At 64.9% G+C, this 20541-nt stretch carries 25 protein-coding genes; 9 read left to right on the forward strand and 16 right to left on the reverse strand.

Features of this window, described 5'->3' with window-relative positions; translation table 11 throughout:
- Nucleotides 1-22: 22 nt before the first annotated feature.
- Complete coding sequence (locus GNX71_RS12070; protein ID WP_206178528.1) at nt 23-1285, reverse strand: HAD family hydrolase; 1263 nt, start codon at nt 1283-1285, stop codon at nt 23-25.
- Between the two features lie 236 nt (nt 1286-1521).
- Between GNX71_RS12070 and GNX71_RS12075 the strand changes: the two genes are divergently transcribed.
- The gene (locus GNX71_RS12075) at nt 1522-1872 is read left to right on the forward strand and encodes a hypothetical protein (RefSeq protein WP_206178529.1); all 351 of its coding nucleotides are present in this window, start codon (nt 1522-1524) and stop codon (nt 1870-1872) included.
- Nucleotides 1873-1969: 97 nt separating this feature from the next.
- On the opposite strand, the gene GNX71_RS12080 is transcribed toward GNX71_RS12075, so the two are convergent.
- The 3 genes from GNX71_RS12080 to GNX71_RS12090 all read right to left on the reverse strand — a co-directional run bounded on the left by GNX71_RS12080 (nt 1970) and on the right by GNX71_RS12090 (nt 3585).
- A complete protein-coding gene (locus tag GNX71_RS12080; protein ID WP_206178530.1) occupies nt 1970-2338 on the reverse strand; it encodes a nuclear transport factor 2 family protein in 369 nt (122 codons plus the stop codon).
- A 467-nt stretch (nt 2339-2805) separates the two neighbouring features.
- A complete protein-coding gene (locus GNX71_RS12085; protein ID WP_206178531.1) occupies nt 2806-3255 on the reverse strand; it encodes a hypothetical protein in 450 nt (149 codons plus the stop codon).
- A gap of 174 nt (nt 3256-3429) precedes the next feature.
- The gene (locus GNX71_RS12090) at nt 3430-3585 is read right to left on the reverse strand and encodes a hypothetical protein (protein WP_206178532.1); all 156 of its coding nucleotides are present in this window, start codon (nt 3583-3585) and stop codon (nt 3430-3432) included.
- A gap of 32 nt (nt 3586-3617) precedes the next feature.
- On the opposite strand from GNX71_RS12090, the gene GNX71_RS12095 reads away from it, so the two are divergent.
- A complete protein-coding gene (locus tag GNX71_RS12095; RefSeq protein ID WP_206178533.1) occupies nt 3618-3923 on the forward strand; it encodes a hypothetical protein in 306 nt (101 codons plus the stop codon).
- A 133-nt stretch (nt 3924-4056) separates the two neighbouring features.
- On the opposite strand, the gene GNX71_RS12100 is transcribed toward GNX71_RS12095, so the two are convergent.
- Nucleotides 4057-4635, reverse strand: coding sequence for a dihydrofolate reductase family protein (locus tag GNX71_RS12100; RefSeq protein ID WP_206178534.1), 579 nt, complete (start codon nt 4633-4635; stop codon nt 4057-4059).
- 72 nt (nt 4636-4707) lie between these two features.
- Nucleotides 4708-5667, reverse strand: coding sequence for an AraC family transcriptional regulator (locus tag GNX71_RS12105; protein WP_241027244.1), 960 nt, complete (start codon nt 5665-5667; stop codon nt 4708-4710).
- A gap of 124 nt (nt 5668-5791) precedes the next feature.
- Here GNX71_RS12105 and GNX71_RS12110 point away from each other — a divergent pair, with 124 nt between their 5' ends.
- Nucleotides 5792-6628, forward strand: coding sequence for an oxidoreductase (locus GNX71_RS12110; RefSeq protein WP_206178535.1), 837 nt, complete (start codon nt 5792-5794; stop codon nt 6626-6628).
- A gap of 53 nt (nt 6629-6681) precedes the next feature.
- On the opposite strand, the gene GNX71_RS12115 is transcribed toward GNX71_RS12110, so the two are convergent.
- The 7 genes from GNX71_RS12115 to eat form a co-directional block, all read right to left on the reverse strand.
- A complete protein-coding gene (locus GNX71_RS12115) occupies nt 6682-7335 on the reverse strand; it encodes a glutathione S-transferase family protein (RefSeq protein WP_206178536.1) in 654 nt (217 codons plus the stop codon).
- Between the two features lie 37 nt (nt 7336-7372).
- Nucleotides 7373-7663 (reverse strand): DUF1330 domain-containing protein, encoded by a 291-nt coding sequence (locus GNX71_RS12120; protein ID WP_206178537.1) that lies wholly within the window; start codon nt 7661-7663, stop codon nt 7373-7375.
- A gap of 166 nt (nt 7664-7829) precedes the next feature.
- Nucleotides 7830-9083 (reverse strand): HipA domain-containing protein, encoded by a 1254-nt coding sequence (locus GNX71_RS12125; protein WP_206178538.1) that lies wholly within the window; start codon nt 9081-9083, stop codon nt 7830-7832.
- Complete coding sequence (locus GNX71_RS12130; protein WP_206178539.1) at nt 9073-9420, reverse strand: helix-turn-helix transcriptional regulator; 348 nt, start codon at nt 9418-9420, stop codon at nt 9073-9075. Before GNX71_RS12130 ends, GNX71_RS12125 begins: the two co-directional genes overlap by 11 nt.
- A 68-nt stretch (nt 9421-9488) precedes the next feature.
- Entirely contained in the window at nt 9489-10274 is a 786-nt protein-coding gene (eutC, locus tag GNX71_RS12135) for an ethanolamine ammonia-lyase subunit EutC (protein WP_206178540.1), read from the reverse strand.
- Complete coding sequence (locus GNX71_RS12140; RefSeq protein WP_206178541.1) at nt 10271-11665, reverse strand: ethanolamine ammonia-lyase subunit EutB; 1395 nt, start codon at nt 11663-11665, stop codon at nt 10271-10273. The genes eutC and GNX71_RS12140 overlap by 4 nt, the downstream gene beginning before the upstream one ends.
- Nucleotides 11666-11680: 15 nt before the next feature.
- On the reverse strand, nt 11681-13102 hold the full coding sequence (gene eat, locus GNX71_RS12145; RefSeq protein ID WP_206178542.1) for an ethanolamine permease: 1422 nt from the start codon (nt 13100-13102) through the stop codon (nt 11681-11683).
- 136 nt (nt 13103-13238) lie between these two features.
- On the opposite strand from eat, the gene GNX71_RS12150 reads away from it, so the two are divergent.
- Nucleotides 13239-13649 (forward strand): FKBP-type peptidyl-prolyl cis-trans isomerase, encoded by a 411-nt coding sequence (locus tag GNX71_RS12150; RefSeq protein WP_206178543.1) that lies wholly within the window; start codon nt 13239-13241, stop codon nt 13647-13649.
- 4 nt (nt 13650-13653) lie between these two features.
- Here the strand turns inward: GNX71_RS12150 and GNX71_RS12155 are convergent, their stop codons facing one another.
- On the reverse strand, nt 13654-14409 hold the full coding sequence (locus GNX71_RS12155; RefSeq protein ID WP_206178544.1) for a glucose 1-dehydrogenase: 756 nt from the start codon (nt 14407-14409) through the stop codon (nt 13654-13656).
- 128 nt (nt 14410-14537) lie between these two features.
- On the opposite strand from GNX71_RS12155, the gene GNX71_RS12160 reads away from it, so the two are divergent.
- Nucleotides 14538-15455 carry a LysR family transcriptional regulator gene (locus GNX71_RS12160; protein WP_206178545.1) on the forward strand — a complete coding sequence of 306 codons (918 nt, stop codon included), beginning with the start codon at nt 14538-14540 and terminating at the stop codon, nt 15453-15455.
- A 22-nt stretch (nt 15456-15477) separates the two neighbouring features.
- On the opposite strand, the gene GNX71_RS12165 is transcribed toward GNX71_RS12160, so the two are convergent.
- Complete coding sequence (locus tag GNX71_RS12165) at nt 15478-17076, reverse strand: glucan biosynthesis protein D (protein ID WP_206178546.1); 1599 nt, start codon at nt 17074-17076, stop codon at nt 15478-15480.
- Nucleotides 17077-17247: 171 nt separating this feature from the next.
- Nucleotides 17248-18099 carry a class I SAM-dependent methyltransferase gene (locus tag GNX71_RS12170; protein ID WP_206178547.1) on the reverse strand — a complete coding sequence of 284 codons (852 nt, stop codon included), beginning with the start codon at nt 18097-18099 and terminating at the stop codon, nt 17248-17250.
- Nucleotides 18100-18336: 237 nt separating this feature from the next.
- On the opposite strand from GNX71_RS12170, the gene GNX71_RS12175 reads away from it, so the two are divergent.
- Genes GNX71_RS12175 through GNX71_RS12190 form a run of 4 tightly spaced genes read left to right on the forward strand, consistent with a single transcriptional unit; the run spans nt 18337 to nt 20514 of the window.
- Entirely contained in the window at nt 18337-18753 is a 417-nt protein-coding gene (locus GNX71_RS12175) for a DUF2170 family protein (RefSeq protein WP_206178548.1), read from the forward strand.
- 12 nt (nt 18754-18765) lie between these two features.
- Entirely contained in the window at nt 18766-19479 is a 714-nt protein-coding gene (locus tag GNX71_RS12180) for a PspA/IM30 family protein (RefSeq protein ID WP_206178549.1), read from the forward strand.
- Nucleotides 19476-19835 carry a hypothetical protein gene (locus tag GNX71_RS12185; protein ID WP_206178550.1) on the forward strand — a complete coding sequence of 120 codons (360 nt, stop codon included), beginning with the start codon at nt 19476-19478 and terminating at the stop codon, nt 19833-19835. The genes GNX71_RS12180 and GNX71_RS12185 overlap by 4 nt, the downstream gene beginning before the upstream one ends.
- 34 nt (nt 19836-19869) lie before the next feature.
- Nucleotides 19870-20514, forward strand: coding sequence for an OB-fold-containig protein (locus GNX71_RS12190; RefSeq protein ID WP_206178551.1), 645 nt, complete (start codon nt 19870-19872; stop codon nt 20512-20514).
- The last annotated feature ends 27 nt before the right edge of the window (nt 20515-20541 follow it).

A 20541-nucleotide genomic window follows, 5' to 3' on the forward strand; every position in this document is an offset into this window, starting at 1 on the left:
CCCGCTGATTGCCTGTCTCTGCCTACTTGAGCGCCTTGCCCTGCGTGGCGCCCAGCGGCGTGTGCAGCTGCGAGGCCACCCACTGGCCGGTGTTGTCGTCGCGACCCTGCAGCAGGTAGCGCGTGTCGGGCTTGCCGTAGTTCTGCACCGCCATGGCCGAGAACTTGCCGATGTCGGTCTTCGGATCGCGCAGGCGGTTGACGATCAGCACCTTCTTCGTGTCGGCGAAGTCGGCCATCATGTTCTGGTCGCCCTCGCTGTCGCCGGCAATGAAGCTCGGGCCGTAGCCGTACTTGCTGACCAGGAAGCGCTGGATGTTCTTCGTCTTGCCCGGGCCCTGCGTCTGGTCGTAGCCGCGACGGAACTCGGGCTGGATCACGCCGCCGGCGTCGCGCTCCAGCTCCATCGCGAGCACGCGCTCGGGCGGGTTGTTGTAGCCGAAGGCGGGGTTCGACGAGATCTCCTTGATCACGTCGACGAACGAGGCCGAGCACACCCACACATCGAAGCCCGCGGTGCGGAACGCGGCATACAGCTCCTGCATCTCGGGCTGCAGCCTGAGGCCGTTCTTCCAGCTCACCGAAACCACGCCCGCCTGGCCCGGCAGGGCGGTCGGCGAGGTCCATTTCACCTTGGCAACCGGCTCCTTCAGCTGCCATGCCACCGTGTCGGCCGTGAGCTTGCGCACCTGCGCCTCGGTCATGCCGACGAAGAGGTAGGTGACCCAGGGGTAGGCCGTGTCGTGGTCGAAGGTGTCGCCGATGGCTTCGTAGAGATAGCGCACCTTTGTGGTGAAGGCGATGTAGTGCGGGTTCAGCTTCACCGCCGCCAGCGGCTGGTTGCCCTTGAGGGTGCTGCTGTTCTGGTAGAGCCAGGTGTAGCTGGCCACGATGTCGGGCACCACGAGATCGATGTTGACCGGCTTGCCCGCTGCGTTGTTGTATGCGGGAAGGAAGTCTTTCTTCGGGATGTTCTTGCGCAGCGCCACCTCGAGCTGTGCGGGCGTGGCGCCGAAGGCGAGGTTCTCGAGCTGGTAGATGAGCGAGGCTTCCTCGATGTCGAGAAAGACGCTGGTGTTGTCCCAGTCGAACACCACGTATGGCGGCTTGGCGGCGTTGTAGCCGGGGCTGCCCTTGCCGAGGCTGGCGATCAGGCCCTCGATCTGCGCGCGGTTGAAGGCGTCCCAGTGGGCAGGGGAGAGGCCTTTGGCGGGCGAAAGGCTGGCGCAGCCGGTGGCGACCAGCGCGGTGGCGAGCGGGGTGAGGAGGACGAGGCGGCGGTGCATGCGTTCCCTGTTGTTGTGCGTTGTGGATGGATGAGCAGCACGGAGCGTATGCAGCGCCCGTGACACTTTCGCATCGACCTACGCATCAGCCGTGCCAGGTTGCGGTTTTGGTGGCTTGTCTTTAGGAGTGGGGTAGATCGTTCACGCGAAGAGCGCGCGGATGGGTACGATCGGCCCGAAGCAGTCGGTCACGGAGGGCAAGTCCCGCGGGCCGCGGCGCACCAACCACCGATGTCATGAACACCGCTGCCCCTTCCGTTGAACAGATGAGCCCCGCGCTTCGCCACACGCTGCAGATCGTTTTTCGATTGATTCTGGCCCTGTGCGTGGTCATTGCCATGCCACTGGCTCATGGTGAATGGGGCGAGTCGTACCCGGGCGAAGGCCAGAAGGCTTCCGGAATGCTCCTGGTCTTCTATCTGATCGGCATGTGCGCGGCGTTTGTCTATTTCGTCATTGGTACGGCGGCGCAAATACTCCTCCGGCGAAGACCGCCCAAGGCCTCGTTGATTCTTGATCTCGGCCTTGCCGTGCTGCTGGGGCTGGCGCTTGCCTATGGCGGGGTCACGGCTCACTACGTTGGCTGAGCGCCGAGATGATCAGCATGCGGGATGGCGGCAGCCAGGCGCGAGTGACTGTTTTCAATGACGGCGAACGTTTCTCTTGGGCGGATTGCTTGACTGGCTACAGGCCAGGAACGGACGGCGTGGCGGAAGTCGCCGTGGTGGCTTGCGTCATGACGGTGGCCCAGGCACCGTCGATGCGCTTCCAAACTTCCATTACCCACAGCCCGCCGCTGAAAAAGCGAGTGACTACAAGGTCGCCTTGCTGTTCGTGTTGCTCGCGTTCGCGCGGGACATAAGGCCGCTGCTTCTGCGTTTGCAGGTTGCCGATCCGTTCGGCTCGAGACATGAACTGGCCGTTCTGCTGGACAGTTGTGAAGTCGCTCGCGGTGTACTTGCCCCATTGCGCAGAATCGACGGCATAGAAGGCTTCGTCTCGTGCACGCATAGCGGCTTGAAGGTCGGGAGGGAGCGTGTATGTGCAGGTCATGGGAGCAATGTAGCGCCCATGGTTGAGGTCTGCTGTTGACCCACGCTGATGGAAGTGCTTCGGCCACAGTCGGCCAAAATCCGATATTCACCCGCCGGCTCGGCAAGAGGGTACTTGGTCGTTGCATCGGGTCCTGACAGGCTCGTAGCGTCCGCATTGAAGCTTCGCTTGTTCGTTGCGTGCTTGATGGCACTGGCATGCGCAGTCGCGGTCTACATGATCACTTGGACGCCTTTTGATGAAGTGACATTTCTATGCGGAGTGCGGCTCGTCAAAACAGCATTTTGGGTGTGCGCATGCGTCTATCCGGCCTGGTTGCGAGGCCATCAGTTGAGCCGAGAATCGATGCCCTGTATCAGGCATCTCTTGAGTGATTTGGGAAAGGCTGCTTCGGAGAGGAATGAAAAGTCCGCTCTAGCATCCGAAGACACGACGCCGACTCGTGCGCAGTGCTCACATCACTACGGCTAGGCCGATGGGAGCACCATGGAAATGTCGTGCACTATGGTCACGAGGCAATCTCCACTGAAAGTCGCGAGTTCGATATTCATGTTCATGCCGGGCGCAGAAAAATAGACATAGTCCGGCGTTCGATCGATCCCTAGGATCGGGGTCGCCTGACCGTGAATCACGGAGGGGATTCCTGGATAAATCGGCCCCAGTGCCGCCAAGTCTGAACGTTTGACGCAGGCAACCGAAGAATCGAACTTGAGGGTCATCCTTGCGATAAACCGGTGCGGCGTGAATTGGGATGCGACGTCGATGAGTCCGATCGAGGCGTACTGGAAGGCATTGTTGCCGTGAGAAGGCCCCAGCCGGGCAAAACGCGGCTGTCCCGGTACGTCCGGGTCAATTTCAAATTTCAGGCCAAGGTGCTTTTGAGCTCGTCTTGGAAAAGGCGTGTTTGCATCCAGCAAGAAGCTCCGATATGCCTCAACTGCTGACTTGGGCTGCGTGGGTACAGACGTGCATCCCGCCACAAACACGCATAGGGTTGGAAGCAAGAACTTGAAGGCCCGCACGCCTGATCCTCCCCGTTTTTTGAGACTAGCACTATAGCTAGGAGGCTTGCGAAAGTTGGTGATTTTGGTTCAATCCCATTGTTCAGGCTGGGCCGCGTCGTAGTGCCGATCGCAGAGAGTGCCGATAACGTGGGCGCTGTCAACGAACTGCATCCGCCCGATCAGCGCCGATCCTTCATGCCGCCAGCCTGCAACGGGCTTCTCTTTAGCCAATTGTTTGTGCATGATGAAACTTCGAACTGAAGGGAGTTAATAACATGAGCAAAAAAGTATCGATAGTCAAACCTTTGATTGCTGGTGCAGCTATTGCTGCGCTCTTTGCTGTTGCGGGGGCCAATCTCTACCCCTCCATCCCGACTGTATGGATACTCGCATTTGTGGGTTGTGGAATCCTGATCGTTCTTGCCTTGGCATTGCTTGCTATCGTGGTGGGGCAACAATGGAACGCTTTCGGACTGAACAACGGTGGCACGGATCCTCAATGGATGTGGTTTGGCGGGGAGCCGCCGGGGCTTCAACAGGAAAGAGCTCGCAACGAATTGCAATCTCAAGGCAAGAGTTGAAGCGATAGCCACTCCGCCAGCAGCCCCTGTCATCCCTGACTACGCACTGCAGCAAGCCTGCTTCGGCGTCTCGCTGTGAAGTCAGCCCCCGAGGCAAACTGAACCGCTGCGATGGCGTCCCTCGCGTATCAGACTATCCGCCCTTCAATGGCCCGGCGACCTTGTAAGTACTGAGGATGACGCCGGACGGCATTGCCTTTGTGCCGACGAGCTCGAAGGAGCGTGGCGGGGTTCCCTCCGCAAAGAAGCGTTTCCCCGTACCCAGCAGGACTGGATAGACGACCAGCAGAACTTCGTCCGCAAGCCCCTGTTCGAGCAGCGTCGATGTGAGCGTGGAGCTACCCCAGAGGATCAGGTTCGGGCCAGCCTGCGACTTGATGCGGCGAACGCCCTCGACGATGTCCGGTCCCAGGCCTTCGAACGGGCCCCATTCAAGACTTTCCGGACGGTGGGTCACCACATATTTGGTCGCCGCATTCAAGCTGTCCGCCATCGGGCTGCTCGGTGCTTTGGGCCAGACGCCTGACCACAAGTCGTAGGTGCGACGGCCGAGCAGCAGGTCGAAGCGTCCGCCGTGCGCGGCGAAGACCTCATCGCGGCCGGCGGGGGTTCGATAGGGCGCGGTCCAGTCGGTGTAGGGGAAATCGTCTTCGCCGGAGGACTGGATGACACCGTCCAGCGATATGTGCTCCATGATCTTGAGCTTTCTCATTCGGGTCTCCGTGCTTGGGGTTGGAGGTTGTGAGGAGGATGCTGGATCGTCGCGCAAGTCCTGCTTCGTCGATCAATGCGACGACACCCACTCTTGCGCTCCCGGCAACGGTGGCATCGCGAAGCTCGACTTCAGGCGCGCCACCTCATCGCCCGGACTGCGCCCGAAAAAGCGCTTGAACTCACGGCTGAACTGCGACGCGCTTTCATATCCGACCTCCAGACTCGCTGCGGACGCTGTCTTCCCGTTGCGCAGCATCAGCAGGCGCGCTTGATGAAGGCGCACCGACTTGAGGTACTGCATCGGAGAACTCTGGGTGACGCTGCGAAAGTGGGCGTGAAACGTAGGGATGCTCATGCCCGCCTCGCGGGCCAGGCGCGTGACGGTGAGGCGATCGCCAAACGAGGTGTGGATGCGTCGCACGGCCCTGGCGATTCTTCCGAACTGACCCTGATCGGCAAGGGCCGCGCGCATCGATGCGCCCTGTTCTCCGATGAGCACCCGGAAGTAGATCTCGCGCACGATCGCCGGCCCGAGCAACACGGCCTCCACGGGTGAACTCATCGCTTCGAGAAATCGCAGGACTGTCTGCGCCAGCGCGTCGTCCATCGGTGTCGAGAACATCCCGACAGGTTCAGCGCTCGAACGCCCGGTGAGCTCGTCGACCTGCAACGCAAGGCTGGCGAGGACGGTGAGGTCGAGGCTGAAATAGATCGCGAGCAGAGGCGCGTCGGCGCTGGCGTCGGTCTCCATGGTGAACGGGACCGGCACCGACACCGCGAGGTAGTGCTGGGCATCGTAGAGGTAGACCTGATCGGCCCAGAGGCCCCGCTTGCGACCCTGGCAGACGATGACGATGCCCGGTTCGTAGAGCACGGGGGTCGAAGCCAGTGGGCGATCGGAGCGAAGAAAACGCACGTCCGCAAGCGCGGTCAGCGTGTAGCCCTCTTGCGGTGCGAGTTGCTTCAAGAGCGCAACCATGCGGGCGCTGGAAGAACTGCTGTCGAGGGGTGTTGCGCTCGATTTTTTCATTCAGCGTACTGTGCATCAATTCAGGCAATAAGCGGCAAAAAACGGATGGTATTCATAGGAATAGGCAAACCAAACAGAGGATTGCGACTGGCTTGGCGGCACCCTCGATTCCTAGAATCGACGCATGAAAAACACCAGGACATTCTTCATTACGGGCGTCAGCAGCGGCTTCGGGCGGGCCATCGCGAGCGCTGCGCTGCAGGCCGGTCACCGCGTCGTCGGAACCGTTCGGACCGAGCAGGCGGCAGCGGAATTTCAAACCGAGATTCACGGCGATGCGCACGTGAAACTGCTCGACGTGACGCAGTTCGACGCTGTTGCACCACTCGCTGCCGTCGTCGAGGCGGAGCTCGGGCCGGTGGACGTCGTGATCAACAACGCGGGGTACGGCCATGAGGGCATCCTGGAGGAATCGTCGCTCGACGAAATGCGCCGCCAGTTCGACGTCAACGTGTTTGGCGCGGTCGCGGTCATGAAGGCGTTCCTGCCGTTCATGCGCCAGCGCCGGCGTGGACACATCATCAACATCACGTCGATGGGTGGCTACATCACGATGCCCGGCATCAGCTACTACTGCGGCAGCAAGTTCGCCCTCGAAGGGATCTCCGAGACGCTGGCCAGGGAGGTGAAGGGCCTCGGCATCGCAGTGACCGCGGTCGCCCCGGGATCTTTCAGGACGGACTGGGCCGGACGTTCGATGGTGCGCAGCGCGCGCGCCATCAGCGACTACGACAGCCTGTTCGATCCGATCCGGCAATCGCGCATCGACAAGAGCGGCAAGCAGCTTGGCGATCCGCACAAGGCCGCTGCGGCGATCCTTGCGCTCGTCGATATGCCGGAGCCCCCGGAGCACTTGCTGATCGGCAGCGACGCGCTCGGGCTCGTGCGAGCAAAGTCCGATGCAATGCTTGCGAGTTTGAAGCGCCATGAGGCGCTGACTTGCTCGACCGATATTGTTTGACGTTGCGTTCGGCCTACAGCTCGATAGCCGTCAAGCCGAAGTGCGGCGGCCCGTCAACCCGCCGACAAAGGCGCGGCGTTGATCGCCAGTTGCGCGGCGAACGCTCGCTGGTAGGCCGGCCGCGCCTCGCCGCGAGCAACATAGGCGGCCAGGCTGGGAAACTCGTCCAGCAGGCCGGACGGTCTCGCCCGCAGCAGCACCGACACCATCAACAGGTCGCCTGCGCTGAAGTCGCCGTCCAGCCAGTCGCCGTCACCCAGGCGGGCGGCAAGCTGGGTCAGCCGGGCGCGCACCCGGTCATGCACGAGGGGCATGCGCTCGGCTTTCCAGGGCTTGTCGCCTTCCACGAACTTGACAGTGACGAGCTCGAGGATGGGAGGCTCGACCGTATTGAGCGCCGCGAACATCCACGTGATGGCGCGCGCCCGCGCCTTGGCATCCGCGGGGAACAGGCCCGGGCGGCGCTCGGCGATGTGCAGCACGATGGCGCCGGTCTCGAACAGCGCGAGGTCGCCTTCCTCGTAGGTAGGGATCTGGCCGAAGGGATGCAGCGCCAGATGCGCGGCCTCCTTCATCGCGTGGAAGGGCACCAGGCGCACTTCATAGGGCAGGCCGGCTTCCTCCAGCGCCCAGCGCACGCGTGTGTCGCGCGCCAGACCCTTGCCGCCATCGGGCGACCGTTCAAAGGCGGTGATGGTGATGGTCATCGTGAGTGTCCTTTGGCGCACACCCGCCCCGGGTTGCTCAAACCCCTTCGACGATGCGCAGATCCCGTTCCGCACCGTCGCCCAGTGCGGCAAGCGCAGCCTGGTAGTCGGGGCTGTCGTGCACTGCTGTCGCTTGCTCGACGCTGTCGAATTCGATCAACACGGTGCGTTCGGGCAAACCGTACTCGTAGACCTTGGCGGGCAGGCCTCGTGCGAGAAAGCGCCCACCGCCGGCAGCGATCGCCGGGCCGGCCAGTTTCGCGTAGGCCGCGAGTTTGTCGGCGTCCTTGACGGCTCGGTATGCACTGACCCAATAGGCTTTTGCCATGGCGATCTCTTTCTGTCTTGTTGCTGAATGAGTGAATGAACGAATGAACAATTCGCGTCGTTGAAAACGATCCGCGGACCGAATCTTCGGCGCCTTCGTCCAACTTGTCCGGGGCAGGGGAATCAAAGTCTATATGGGCTGCCCCGGGGCAGTCGAGCGCAGGTGCCTAGGCGCCGATGCGTCCGGCCTGCTGCTCGATGAAGGCCGCCACGCGCTGCACAAGCACCCGATCGCCACCGGCAGACGCCACGCTGGCCGCCGCATGAACGGCGACCGTCTCGCCAATGGCAAGGATGACGTCTTCGGCGGCCGCAGCCGCCAAGCCGAAGTGTGGCGCCGCCTCGCGTACCAGCGCGAGGCTCGATGCGTGCTGTCCGGGAAGAACGGCCAGTTCCTGGTAACCCGTGTGCCCGCCCAGCTGCATCACGAGGTCGAAGGCGGGGGCCAGGCGCCACTGCCCGTCTTCGCCCCGCAGGGCACCATGGTTCTTGACGTGATCGTCGCTGTTGCCCACCGCCAGGTTGAACACCAGGCGACGGAACAGTTCGGCCAGGTCTTCCTGCGGCCGCCGCGAGATGCGCCGCAGCAACTGCGCCAGCTCGACGTAGCTGCCGCGGCTGGATTCATAGGGCACGTCGAGCAATGCCGAGGCAGAGAGGTAGTGAAAACGCCGCTCGTCGGTCACCGGGCCCATTCGGTCGAAGCGCTCGACCAGCAAGGCATGGCCCAGCGCGAGGGGTTGCAGCAGGAAGGGCGGAACGTCGATGCCGCAGGCATCGGCCAGCCAGAGCGTGGCGGCTTCGATCACTTCCACGTCGTGGTCGTCGCCACGCGATGCGAACTTGGCGATGAAGCGCCGGCCTTCATGCACGAAGGCCGCCTTGGGGCGCGCGCCGCCCAGGCTGCCGCCGCGCAGGAGCCGGTGCATGTCGGGCCCGATCTCCATGCCGGCTTCGACACGCCGGGATGCTTCGGCGAGATCCTCCAGCGACAGGAGCGCCGAAGGCGGCTCCTCGCTCTCGATGGGCAGGGCTTCGGAGAACACCATCGCACCGATGCGGTCCTCGTTGGTCAGCAGCAAAGCATCGATGTCGGACAGGGGCTTGCCTTGGCGTACTTCGAGCACCTTGCGGCCCCAACTGTCGGGCAGTGCATCGCGCAGCGTGAGCGGCATGGCGCCACCTTCGCGGATGCGGCGCTCGGGCAGCACGAAGGCCGCATCGCGCAGCGGCAGGAGCTCGGGGTTGAGCGGTGCGGCGGCCGGGTCTTCGAGATAGCGTCGGCCGTAGGCGAATTCGCCGGACTCCACCACGCCGCGGCGAACGAGCTTCATCAGGCCGGCCGGCTGCACCCGTTCACCGGTGCGGTGCGCGAGGCCGGCATAGATGCGCCGCTCGACATCGGTGTCGTCAGAAGTCACGTTCGCCCTCCGCGATCACGCCTGCGGCGCCTTGCCGAGTGGCCGATTTGCGCACGCGGCGCTTTGCCGCCAGGCCGGTGGGGGCCGGCGCCACGCCGTCGATCGAATCGATCTCGCCGAAGAGCCACAGCGCATGGGCCAGCAGGCCGATGCTGGTGCCGGGCTTGCCGGATTCGAGCGCGCGCAGTGTGTTGGGCGAGCACAGCAGCCGCTCGGCCATTTCGGCGATCGTCCATTCGCGCTGGACCCTGTGCGCGCGCAGGCGCAGGCCGAGCCTTTCAAGAGGCGCGATGGTTTGCGAGGGGAGGGCCGAGAGGCTGTGGCTGCTTTTTGACATCAATAAAATGACCATTAAACGGCTTAAGAGTCATTTTATTGCGTATTTACAGATAATGGAAGAACGCCTTATCCGGGCAGCCCCGGTCTTCGCGTGTCGTGCTGCTGCAGCACCGCAAGATCGCTCTCGTCCTTGAGCGCCACGCCGGTCAGCCCCCTTTGCAGGGACTCGCGCATCAGCCATGCCAGCTTGAACGCGGCGGCTTTGTAGGGCAGGCCTTCGGGTCGCACGTTGGAGATGCAATTGCGCGCTGCATCGTTCAGCCCGCGTTTGGGCGAATGGGTCAGGTAGATGCCGAGGCTGTCGGGTGAACTCAAGCCCGGCCGCTCGCCGATCAGCATCACCGAGAGCATCGCGCCGAACAGTTCGCCCACCTCGTCGGCCAGCGCCACGCGCGCCTGCGTGGCGATGACCACGGGAGAGAAGCGCGTGTCGGCCGGCAACTGCGCGCGCAGGGCGGCGAGCAGCGGTGCGGCATGGCGCGCCACCGCGAGCGAGGAGAGGCCATCGCCGATGACGACGCAGACATCGCAGCCGTAGCGCCCGATGCCGCGCAGGCGCCCGTCGTCTTCGTCGTCGAGTTGGCGGCCCAGGTCGGGGCGGCGCAGGTAGGTGGTGCGGTCCGCTGCACGGCTGCGGGCGCGGGCCACTTCCCAGTGCTGTGCGCTCAGCGTGGCTTCGAGCGCATCGACATCGAGTGCGGCATGGATCGCATCGCGCGCCATCGCATGCGCCCAGCCGAAGCGCAGCGTCTCGTCGGTGGGCATGCCGGCGCCGGCGCGGCCGAGCGCGAGGCGTGCGGGCGTGGCCGAGCGCCATTGCGCCCAGGGGTTGGGTGTGACGGCGTCGCTCATGATTTGAGAGCCTTGAGCCCGCTCATGTCGGCCAGCAGGCGGTTGGAAGAGGGCGGTGCAAGCTGCCCCGCCGCATCGGTGATCTGCATGCGCTGCAGCCAGGCCTCGAACTCGGGCGCGCGCTTCAGGCCCAGTGTCTGGCGCAGGAACAGCGCGTCGTGGAACGAGGTGCTCTGGTAGTTGAGCATCACGTCGTCCGCACCCGGAATGCCCATGATGAAGTTGATGCCCGCGGTGCCCAGCAGCACGAGCAGCGTGTCCATGTCGTCCTGGTCGGCTTCGGCGTGGTTCGTGTAGCAGATGTCGCAGCCGATGGGCAGACCCAGCAGCTTGCCGCAGAAGTGGTCTTCGAGGCCGGCGCGGATGATCTGCTTGCCGTCGTACAGGTACTCCGGCCCGATGAAGCCGACCACCGTGTTGATGAGAAAGGGCTTGTAGCGCCGCGCCAGCGCATAGGCGCGCACCTCGCAGGTCTGTTGGTCGACGCCGAAGTTCGCATTGGCCGAGAGCGCGCTGCCCTGGCCGGTCTCGAAGTACATGACGTTGTCGCCGACGGTGCCGCGCTTCAGGGCCAGCGCGGCGGCATAGGCCTCGTCGAGCAGTTCGGGCGTGACGCCGAAGGAGAGGTTCGCCTTCTCGGTGCCGGCGATCGACTGGAACACCAGGTCCACCGGCGCGCCGGCCTCCGCGAGCTTGAGCGTGTTGGTCACATGCGTGAGTACGCAGCTCTGCGTGGGAATCTCGAAGCGCTGGATCACCTCGTCGAGCATGTGCAGCAGCTGGCCCAGCACCGGCATGCTGTCGGAGGCCGGGTTGAGGCCGATCACCGCATCGCCCGCGCCGTAGAGCAGGCCGTCGAGCGTGGACGCGGCCACGCCCCGCAGGTCGTCGGTCGGATGGTTGGGTTGCAGCCGCACCGACAGGTGGCCGGGCAGGCCGACAGTGTTGCGAAAGCGCGTGACCACGTTGCACTTCTTCGCGACCGACACCAGGTCCTGGTTGCGCATGAGCTTGGACACGGCTGCCACCATCTCGGGCGTGAGGCCGGGTGCGAGTGCGGTGAGCGTGGCGGTCGTGGCTTCGTCCGACAGCAGCCAGTTGCGGAAGTCGCCGACCGTGAGGTGCGACACCGGCGCGAAAGCCGCTGCATCGTGGCCGTCGATGATGAGCCGCGTGATGTTGTCGCTTTCGTAGGGAATGAGCGCTTCGGTCAGGAACTGCTTGAGCGGCGTCTCGGCCAGCACGTAGCGCGCGGCCATGCGCTGCTGCGCGGTGGCGGCGCCGACGCCCGCGAGGTAGTCGCCGGAGCGCGCGGGGCTGGCGAAGGCCATGACCTGCTTCAGGTCGTCGAAGGTGAAGACCTGTTCTGCGATGGTGGTGCGGTAGCGCATCGTTCAGGCGTGGGCTCAGGCGTTGGTGGCCGAGGAAGACAGCATCTCGTCGGGCGCGGCCGCCTTGCGCTGCGAAGAGGTCAGGAGGAAGTAGCCATAGGCCGCGGCCATCAGCACCAGGAACAGCACTGTCAGCATGAAGTTGAACCACACCATCGCACCGAGGCACACCACGCCCAGGCCGAGCGCAATCGCCGGGAACACGGGGTAGAAGGGCGCGCGGTAGGTGCGCAGCAGGTCGGGCTCGCTCTTGCGCAGCTTGAAGAGCGCGGCCATCGAGATGAGGTACATCACGATCGCGCCGAGCACCGCCATGGTCACGATGTTGGCGGTGAGCGTCTGGCCGCCGAACTGCACCCACTCGTCGCTGAAGATCGCGATCACGCCGATGACGCCGCCGGCCAGCAGCGCGCGGTGCGGCGTGTCGAAGCGCGGGCTCAGGCCTGCAAAGTAGGCCGGCAGATAACCGGCGCGCGCCAGCGCGAAGATCTGGCGCGAGTAGCCCATGATGATTCCGTGGAACGAGGCGATCAGCCCGAAGAGCCCGATCCACACCAGCATGTGCAGCCAGCCGCTGTTGTCGCCTACCACCGCCTTCATCGCCTGCGGCAGCGGGTCGTTGATGTTGGCGAGCTTGCGCCAGTCGCCCACGCCGCCCGCGAAGATCATCACGCCGAAGGCCAGCACCACCAGCGTGACGATGCCGGTGGTGTAGGCGATGGGAATCGTGCGGTGCGGATCGCGCGCTTCTTCGGCCGCCATGGCCGCGCCTTCGATGGCCAGGAAGAACCAGATCGCGAACGGGATCGACGCGAAGATGCCCGAGATCGCGGCGCCATTGAGCACGTTGCCGCCGGCCCAGCCGTTGGCGACGAAGTTCGCCAGCGTCCAGCCCGGCGTGACCACGCCCATGAACACCAGCAGCTCGAAGATCGCGAGCACCGTCACGAAGAGCTCGAAGGCCGCGGCGATGCCGACGCCGATCCAGTTGAGCCCGATGAAGATCACATACGCCCCGAGCGCGAACCATTTCGGGTTGATACCCGGGAACTGCACGTTGAGGTACGCGCCGATGGCCAGCGCGATGGCGGGCGGCGCGAAGACGAATTCGATCAGCGTCGCGAAGCCCGCGACGAAGCCGCCGTTGGGACCGAACGCGCGCCGCGCATAGGCGAAGGGGCCGCCCGCATGCGGAATCGCGGTCGAGAGCTCGGTGAAGCTGAAGATGAAGGTGGTGTACATCGTAGCCACCAGCACCGTGGCGACCAGGAAGCCGAGCGTGCCGGCGGTATTCCAGCCGTAGCTCCAACCAAAGTACTCACCGGAGATGACGAGGCCCACCGCGATGCCCCAGAGCTGGATGGGGCCCAGGACCTTCTTCAGATGGCCCGTGCCCTGGGCAGTCGATGCGGCCGGGGCGGCTTCGGTGGAGTGCATGGAGGCTTCCTCTCTTCGTGGATGTTGACAGTGCACATCCAGCAAAGCAAGGGTCGTTCCACTACCTACATCGCGCTACATCGAGGTGATGCAGGCGCTGGCCATAATCGAGGTCTTTCAATCTCCGAGGTGTTTCGTGAAGACTCTTTTCTGTGCCGCTCTCGTGTCCGTCCTCGCCATCCCCGCAGCCTTTGCGCAAACCGCCGCAGTCACCACGCCCAGCGGCCTGATCTACCAGTCGCTCAAGGAAGGCACCGGTGCATCGCCCGCGGCCACCGACACGGTCAAGGTCCACTACCGCGGCACCTTCCCCGACACCGGCAAGGAGTTCGACAGCTCCTACAAGCGCGGCGAACCCACCGAGTTCCCGCTCAACGGCGTGATCCCGTGCTGGACCGAAGGCGTGCAGAAAATGAAGCCGGGCGGCAAGGCCAAGCTGACCTGCCCGCCGTCGATTGCCTATGGTTCGCGCGGCGCGGGCGGTGTGATTCCGCCGAACGCCACGCTGAACTTCGAAGTCGAGCTGGTGTCGGTCACCAAGCGCTGATCGATCAGATCTGCGCCATGCCTCCGTCGACGAAGAGCTCCGTGCCGTTCACGAAGCTGCTGTCGTCGGAGGCCAGGAACACCACCGCCTTGGCGATCTCGTCGGGCGTGCCGACCCGGCCCAGTGGAATGTTCTGTGCCTGTCCCTCGATGAAGCCCTTCACCTGTTCCGGCGTGAGGCCCAGCAGCTCATAGGCCGGGGTCGGCACCACGCCGGGACTGACCGCGTTGACGCGGATGCCGGCATCCTTCAGGTCCACCGCCCAGCCGCGCGCGAAGCTGCGCACCGCCGCCTTGGTTGCACTGTAGACGCTGAAGGCCGGGTTGCCCTTGATGCTGGTGATCGAGGCGTTGAGCACGATCGATGCGCCCTTGGGCATCAGCGGCAGCGCCTTCTGCACGGTGAAGAGCAGGCCGCGCACATTGGTGCCGAAGGTCTTGTCGAAGTGTTCTTCGGTGATCTGGCCGAGCGGCAGCAGGCTGCCGCCGCCGGCGTTGGCGAACAGCACGTCGAGCCGGCCTTTCTGTTCCTTGATGGTGGCGTAGAGCTTGTCGAGGTCGGCGAGCTTGGAGACATCGCCGAGCACGCCGGTTACGTTGCGGCCGATGGTCTTCACCGCTGCATCGAGTTCCGCCTGGCGGCGACCCGTGATGAACACATGGGCGCCTTCGGCCACGAAGCGTTGCGCGGTGGCCAGGCCGATGCCGCTGGTGCCGCCGGTGACGAGGGCGATCTTGTCGTTGAGCTTGAGTTGGGACATGACTTCTTTCTTCCTTGGAAATTGCTGCGAGGCAGCGTTGACGATGGAACGAAGTTTGGGCGTCATCCCCTCTCAGACCAAGAGGCCGCGCGGGACATCTTTATTTCCGGATCACTAATAATCCCGCGATGGACCAGATCACCGCCATGCGCGTCTTCGCCCGGGTGGTCGAAGCCGGCACCTTCACCCGCGCGGCCGATTCGCTGCAGATGCCCAAACCCAGCGTGACGAAGCTGGTGCAGCAGCTCGAGACGCACCTGCGGGTGAAGCTGTTGCAGCGCACCACGCGGCGCGTGACGGTCACGCCCGAAGGCGCGGCCTACTACGAGCGCACGGCGCGCGTGCTGGCCGAGCTGGAAGACATCGAATCGGACCTCACCAACGCACAGGCCAATCCGCGCGGAAGGCTGCGGGTGGATGTGGGCTCATCGTTCGCCAACATGATCCTGATCCCGCAGTTGCCTGCGTTCCATGCGCGCTATCCGGAGATCGAACTGGAGATCGGTGTGAGCGACCGGCCGGTGAACCTCGTCGGCGATGCGGTGGACTGCGTCATTCGTGCCGGCGAACTGGTGGACCAGTCGCTGGTGGCGCGCCGCATCGCGAACCTGCGCTTCGTGACCTGCGCCACGCCCGCCTACCTGGCGCGCCACGGCATTCCGACGACACCCGCTGACCTGGGCAACGGCACGCATCGGGTGGTGGGCTATTTCTCGTCGCTGAGCAACCGCCCGATTCCGTTGCGCTATGCGCATGGCGAGGAGCGCATCGAGATTCACGGCCGCACCGTGGTGGGCGTGAACGAGAGCACCGCGCACCTGACAGCGGTGCTCACCGGCATGGGCGTGGCGCAGACCTTCGACGTGATGGCCGCGCCGTACCTCGCAAGCGGTGCGCTGGTCGAGGTGCTGCAAGCCTGGGCACCGCCAACCTATCCGCTGCATGTGGTGTACCCGACCAACCGTCATCTGAGCGCGAAGCTGCGGGTGTTCGTCGATTGGGCGGTGGAGCTCTTCGCGCCCTACAACGACGCCAGCAGGCGCTGAAGCGCCTGCGGCCTTAACGTGTTCAGCCTGGCTGGTACTGGTACAGCCAGGTCTCCGTCAACGTCTGGTCGCCGTTCTTCAGGTAGAGCCGCATGTCGATCGGCTCGTTGCCCTCGGGCGTGAAGTCGAACTGCGCGCGCCAGTGGCCGGGCACGCCGTTGGGCACGGCCTCGGCGAAGACGTACGAGAACTTGCCGCGCGGTGCCGTGAGCACCAGCTCGGGCTTCACGCCGAAGGGCACGGTGGTGAGCGGCTGGCCGATGAACTCGACCATGAACTTGCGCACGCCCTGCGGCCGCGGCTGGCCCGGCTGGCCGCCGCGACCGATGCGCGTGGCCACGCAGCGCGCGAGCGGCGACGGAAAGGGTTCCTGGTCGGTCCAGTGCAGCCGGTACTGCAGGCTGTAGCTCGCACCCGCCTTGGCCTCGACCTTTGGCACCCAGAAGGCGACGACGTTGTCGTGGATCTCGTCGTCGGTCGGGATCTCGATGAGCTGCACCGAGCCTTCGCCCCAGTCGCCCAGCGGCTCGATCCAGAGGCTCGGGCGCTTCTCGTAGTTGACGCCGTCCTGGTAGTGGTCGAACGAGCGGTCACGCTGCAGCAGGCCGAAACCGCGCGGCTTCGTGTCGGCGAACGCGGACGCACGCGTCTGCGTGGGGTTGTTGAGCGGGCGCCAGATGCGCTCGCCCGCACCGTTCCAGATCGCGAGGCCGTCGGAGTCGTGCACCTCGGGGCGCCAGTCGATGGCGGTGGGCTTGATGGTCTCTGAGTACCAGTACATCGAGGTGAGCGGCACGAGGCCCAGGCGCGCCACGTCGCGGCGCAGGAACAGGCGCGAATCGATGTCCATGATCACCGCCTTGCCGCGCTGCATGACGAACTTGAAGACGCCCGTCACGCTCGGCCCTTCGAGGAGGGCGTAGACGGTCATCGAGGTGGTGTTGTTCGCGGCCGGGGTCTCGAAATAGAAGCGGGTGAAGGTGGGGAATTCCTCGGGCTTGTCGGGCACCGCCACATCGAGTGCGAGGCCGCGCGCCGAGAGACCGTATTGGTAGAGCTCGCCGATCGCGCGGAAATACGAGGCGCCGAGGAAGGCGACCCAGTCGTTCTTCTGCCAGTCGAGCTTGCCCTGGTCGCCCAGCCGGCTTTCCTGCAGGCGAAAACCCGCAAAGCCCGCGCCGGGCGGCAGCGCGCGCGCGGGACTGTCGGGCGGCATCGAGAAGTAGTCCGGGCTGTAGAGCACCTCGCGGGCGAAGGCATCGCCGTCGGTGTTTTCCAGCACGTGCATGCGCACCGGCGTCTGGAAGAAGCGGCCGAGATGGAAGAAGGTGACGGGGAACGCGCCGGGGCCTTCGCGGAAGAGGGCGTTGGCGGGGTCGAACTTGATCTTGCCGTGCGCGTCGTAGTCGATCTTCTCGAGCACGTCGGGGGCGAGTGGCGTGGCTGCGACGTAAGGCTGCGCGGCCAACCGCTTGGCCTGTGCGACGAGCCGGTCGAACGAGAAGGGCGAAGGCTGGCTCAGTTGCAGGCCGTTGGCGGCCAGCGCCTCTTCGGGCAGTCCAAGGGCGGCGAGTGCGGCGGCGGCACCACCTGCGGCAAGGAAGGATCGGCGATCAAGCATGTGTTTCTTGAGGGTTCGAGTCTTTGGAGGAGGGGGAAAGCGAGGCGAAGCGCGGAATGATTTTCCGCGATGGGAACAGCCCCCAGCTTGCCGCACTGCGCGGGACACCCCGCGTCAGCCATTCCGCGCAATGCAGGCCGGACAAAGCCGTCGATTCGGAAAATTGTGCGTTTATGTATCGCCCGGATCGGTTGGGTCCACGGCGCTCAGCGAATACACCGCATAAAGGGGCACGCCGAAGACCATCCTGAACACTGGGCCAAGCACCGTGTAGGCCAGGCCCAGGCCCTCCATCACGCGGTAGGTGCCGTCCAGCTGCAGGCGCGGATGCGGTTGGGTCAGGTCTGCGGGCCGGCGCAGGCCCCAGAGAAACTCGGCGCCCGTCGGCCGCACCGACGGATGGTTGCGCGCGCGGCCGGTGGCGATCCAGCACATGGCATCGAAGGCCAGCACCGAGCCCGCGGGCGCCCGCTCGCCGAAGGCGGCGAGCACCGCCTGCACGGTCTCCGGCTTCAGGTACATGAGCACGCCTTCGGTGAAGAGGAAGACCGGTGGCGCGTTGCGCTTTTTCGGCAGGCCGAGCTGGTCCCACCAGTCGGGCGCGGTCAGGTCGAGCTCGCGCACGTCGTGGCGCGGATGGGTCTCGGGAATCAGCTCGCGGCGCAGCGCGAGCACCTCGGGCAGGTCGGCATCGGTCATGCGCGACTTGTCGTCGTCCAGCCACTGGAAGTAGTGGCTCAGGCCGCAGCCCATGTTCACCACGCGCGCGCCGGGATGCCGCTTCAGAAAATCCTGCGCGAGGCTGCGAAAGCGCCGCGTGCGCGCGAGGATGCCGTAGATGGTCGCCCGGTCTTCCGGCAGCGCTTGCCCGTCGTCGCGGATCTTCTCGAGGATGGCGGCGGCGTAGGCGTCCCGCACGGCCACCTGCGGGAAGATGGCGTCGCCGGACGCGCGCGCAGCCAGGGGAATCCGCAAGGTGGAGGGGACAGCCGACAGGCGCTGCGCGAGCTTGCTGGTCGTCATGGATGCGGGAGCGAGGTCATGGGCAAAGTCTGGCGGCTCCCGCACGACGGGGCAAGTCAGTCTTTCGTTCCGCCTCGCGGGGCCGGCGGTCACTCGCCAGTGGATTCCATGAACCGTGCCAGTGCCGAAAGTCATGGGTCGGCAAAAAGAAAATTTTTGACATGTTATGTCGGCGAACCTATAGTGAACCCATCGAAGCATCGCTCGCTTCCAACGGTTTCAACCACAAGGAGAGGTATGCAATCACTGCTCGATCAACTCGAGGGCCTCGATGCGCTGGCGGGCGCCGCAATGGGCGGGCTGCCGGTGCAGCTGCAGCCCATTCCGGGCAGCACGCCCGTGGTCCAGGTGAGCATCGAGGGGCGCGACGAGCTGCCTATCTTTATTACCAGTTCCGACATGCAGATCATCTGCATCTGCTACCTCTGGACCGAGGATGAAGTGAAGCCCGAACGCCGCACCGAGCTGCTCGAATCGCTGCTCGACCTCAACCCGTCCGTGCCCCTGTCGTCCTTCGGCCGCGTCGATGGCCGCTACGTGCTCACCGGTGCGCTCGGGCGCAATGCAAGCGTGGAAGACGTCGCACGCGAAGTGGCGGTGCTCAGCGACAACGCGCTCGATGCACTGGACGCCCTGTCCGAATTCCTGAATTAAGCGGAGATCCACATGACCGTCATCAAGAAGCTTGTCACCCTGCTGCGCGGCAGCGCGCGCGAGATCGGCGAGAGCGTGGTCGACAGCAATGCCACGCGCATCTACGAGCAGGAAATCATCGACGCCAAGCACAGCATCGAGAAGGCCAAGGGCGACCTTACGGGCGTGATGGCCAAGGAGATGCAGTCGGCCCGCGAGATCGAGCGCCTGAAGAACGAAATCGCGCGCTACGAAGGCCTCGCGGTGGAGGCGCTCAACAAGACACAGGAAGGCCTCGCGCTCGACGTGGCGGCCAAGGTCGGCACCATCGAGCAGGAGCTCGAGGAGCAGGCCAAGGCCCACGCTTCGTATGCCCTGCAGGTTTCCAAGTTGAAGGAACTGATCAAGTCGGCCGAGGCGCGCATCCGCGAGCACGAGCGCGAGATCGGCATCGCCAAGACCACCGAGAGCGTCTACCGCGCCACGCAGTCGATCTCCGAGAACATCGGCAGCGGCGGTTCGCGCCTGGCCAATGCGCGCGAGTCGCTCGAACGCATCCGCGCCCGCCACGAAGACCTGGCCGACCGCATGACCGCCAGCCAGGCGCTCGAGAACGAACTGGGCCACCAGGCGCTCGAGAAGAAGCTGGCCGCCGCGGGCATCGGCAGCGACGCCGACCGCACCGGCAAGGTGATGGAACGCATCCGCGCCCGCCAGGCCAACCCGAGCGGGACTGCTTCGGAATGAACGTGCGGGTCAAGCCGGTTCGCTGGCAGGGCTCGGACGAGGCGATACGCGCCGTTCAGGTGGCGTTCGACGTGGAGGAGGCTGTGCTGGAGGCGGTGCGCACCGCGGCTTTCGAGCAGCACGTGTCCACCTCCGACCAGATCCGCCAGGTGCTGGGGCTGGCGACCACGTCCAAACCCAAGCGGCCGCGCCTGACTGTATCGCTCAGTGGGGCGGACTACGAATTCCTGGCGAAGCGCTATGGCCTCGCCGCCGACGACCGCCTGGCCATCAAGGAGAGGGCCACGCGCGATCTGATTGCATTTGCCAGTGGTGGAAAGAAGGGCGCCGGCGCAGGGAGGCCGGGCCGCAAGTAGAACAACGAACAACAACCCGCACGCGGGAGGATCAATGGGCAATTTCATGGATGCGGTGACGGGGTACCCCACCGCGATCTACACGGTGCTGCTGGGCGTCGTGGTGATCTATTGGGTGCTCGCGGTGCTCGGCATGGTCGACATCGAGCACAGCGGCATCGACGTCGACCTGCACACGCATGCCGACGGCGACAGCAGCGACGTCGGCCAGCTCGCGAGCTATGTCGTGGCCTTCGGGCTGAACGGCGTGCCGTTCTCGGTGGCTGTGAGCCTGCTGGTGCTCGTCGCATGGACGGTCTCCTGCCTCGGCGGCGAATGGCTCCTGCCGCTGGTGCCCACGATGCTGCTCAAGCTTGTGGCCGGCACGGTGCTGCTGGTGGCCAGCGCGGCCATCGCCATTCCCGTCACGGCGGTCGCCATCAGGCCGCTGCGCGGACTCTTCGTGAGCCACACGGCCGTGAGCAATGCCGCGCTGGTCGGCCAGGCCTGCCGCGTGGTCACCGGCGTGGTGAATGAGAAAGACGGCCGCGCCGAAATCTCGCGCCGCGGCGCGAGCCTGAACATCCGCGTCTGGGCGCCCACGCCCAACACGCTCAAGCGCGGCTCGCACGCGCTGATCCTCGAATACGACGAGGTGGCCGGCCGCTACCTCATCGCGGCGCACGAAGACATCGTCTGACTGCGCGCACCCCTTACTGTTCGTCCG

Source organism: Variovorax sp. RKNM96 (assembly GCF_017161115.1).
Lineage (GTDB): Bacteria > Pseudomonadota > Gammaproteobacteria > Burkholderiales > Burkholderiaceae_C > Variovorax.